The organism is Frondihabitans sp. PhB161 (genome assembly GCF_003814635.1).
Lineage (GTDB): Bacteria > Actinomycetota > Actinomycetes > Actinomycetales > Microbacteriaceae > Frondihabitans.
This window is the reverse complement of sequence record NZ_RKQW01000007.1, coordinates 3,252-5,323: the sequence shown is the minus strand read 5'-3', so window position 1 is coordinate 5,323 and position 2,072 is coordinate 3,252. Positions and strand designations below refer to the sequence as shown.

2 rRNA genes (1 of these 2 only partly in view) are annotated in these 2,072 nt (G+C 55.0%); both read left to right on the top strand.

Annotated features, from left to right (window positions below):
- Positions 1-211 precede the first annotated feature (211 nt).
- Positions 212-1,737: ribosomal RNA gene (locus EDF39_RS17370) — 16S ribosomal RNA — on the top strand.
- 210 nt (positions 1,738-1,947) lie between these two features.
- A 23S ribosomal RNA gene (locus EDF39_RS17365) occupies positions 1,948-2,072 on the top strand (it continues 2,894 nt past the right edge of the window).
- Together the 16S and 23S rRNA genes form the textbook arrangement of a ribosomal RNA operon.

Below are 2,072 nucleotides of genomic sequence, written 5' to 3'. Positions count from 1 at the left end.
GGTGCGTTTGGTCCTTGAGAACTCAACAGCGTGCACATTGTCAAATGCCAAATTATACCTCGGCATTCAGTGGATCTATGCCTTCGGTGTAGTGGTTCTGGGTGTTGGGTTTCTTTGAGATTGAAATGGACAACAATCGTCAGATTGTTTTGTTCTTTTGGTCAGCATCAAACTTGCTGTCACTGGCTTCGGTTGGTGATGGTGTTTTTCTTTTACGGAGAGTTTGATCCTGGCTCAGGACGAACGCTGGCGGCGTGCTTAACACATGCAAGTCGAACGATGAAGGGGAGCTTGCTTCCTGGATTAGTGGCGAACGGGTGAGTAACACGTGAGTAACCTGCCCTTGACTCTGGGATAAGCGTTGGAAACGACGTCTAATACCGGATATGACCTGTGACGGCATCGTCTGCAGGTGGAAAGAATTTTGGTCAAGGATGGACTCGCGGCCTATCAGGTAGTTGGTGAGGTAACGGCTCACCAAGCCGACGACGGGTAGCCGGCCTGAGAGGGTGACCGGCCACACTGGGACTGAGACACGGCCCAGACTCCTACGGGAGGCAGCAGTGGGGAATATTGCACAATGGGCGAAAGCCTGATGCAGCAACGCCGCGTGAGGGACGACGGCCTTCGGGTTGTAAACCTCTTTTAGTTGGGAAGAAGGGAGCTTGCTCTTGACGGTACCAGCAGAAAAAGCACCGGCTAACTACGTGCCAGCAGCCGCGGTAATACGTAGGGTGCAAGCGTTGTCCGGAATTATTGGGCGTAAAGAGCTCGTAGGCGGTTTGTCGCGTCTGCTGTGAAATCTGGGGGCTCAACCCCCAGCCTGCAGTGGGTACGGGCAGACTAGAGTGCGGTAGGGGAGATTGGAATTCCTGGTGTAGCGGTGGAATGCGCAGATATCAGGAGGAACACCGATGGCGAAGGCAGATCTCTGGGCCGTTACTGACGCTGAGGAGCGAAAGCATGGGGAGCGAACAGGATTAGATACCCTGGTAGTCCATGCCGTAAACGTTGGGAACTAGATGTAGGGGCCATTCCACGGTTTCTGTGTCGCAGCTAACGCATTAAGTTCCCCGCCTGGGGAGTACGGCCGCAAGGCTAAAACTCAAAGGAATTGACGGGGGCCCGCACAAGCGGCGGAGCATGCGGATTAATTCGATGCAACGCGAAGAACCTTACCAAGGCTTGACATATACCGGAAACGTCCAGAGATGGTCGCCCCGCAAGGTCGGTATACAGGTGGTGCATGGTTGTCGTCAGCTCGTGTCGTGAGATGTTGGGTTAAGTCCCGCAACGAGCGCAACCCTCGTTCTATGTTGCCAGCACGTTATGGTGGGAACTCATAGGAGACTGCCGGGGTCAACTCGGAGGAAGGTGGGGATGACGTCAAATCATCATGCCCCTTATGTCTTGGGCTTCACGCATGCTACAATGGCCGATACAAAGGGCTGCAATACCGCGAGGTGGAGCGAATCCCAAAAAGTCGGTCTCAGTTCGGATTGAGGTCTGCAACTCGACCTCATGAAGTCGGAGTCGCTAGTAATCGCAGATCAGCAACGCTGCGGTGAATACGTTCCCGGGCCTTGTACACACCGCCCGTCAAGTCATGAAAGTCGGTAACACCCGAAGCCGGTGGCCCAACCCTTGTGGAGGGAGCTGTCGAAGGTGGGATCGGTGATTAGGACTAAGTCGTAACAAGGTAGCCGTACCGGAAGGTGCGGCTGGATCACCTCCTTTCTAAGGAGCATGTACTCGCCCCACGGGCTGTGTCTTTGTACACACTCGCCACGGGGATCAACGGGTCAAGTCACGCCACAGCGAATGTTGTGGGTGGCGCTCATGGGTGGAACTTTGACAGTGGCCTTCGGATGAAGGTTTCGTGCTCAGTACATCTCCTCTTTGGGGGGATTGGAAAGGTGCGGGATCGGGATTTCGGGGGCGTGCACGTTGTTGGGTCCTGAGGGACCAAGCCTTTCCTGGCGCCTTGATGGTGTTGGGGGGTGAACTCCTCATGCGGACCTTGATGATCTGGCATCACTTGCCGGGGATTCTTGGGGTCGCCCGTTTTTTGA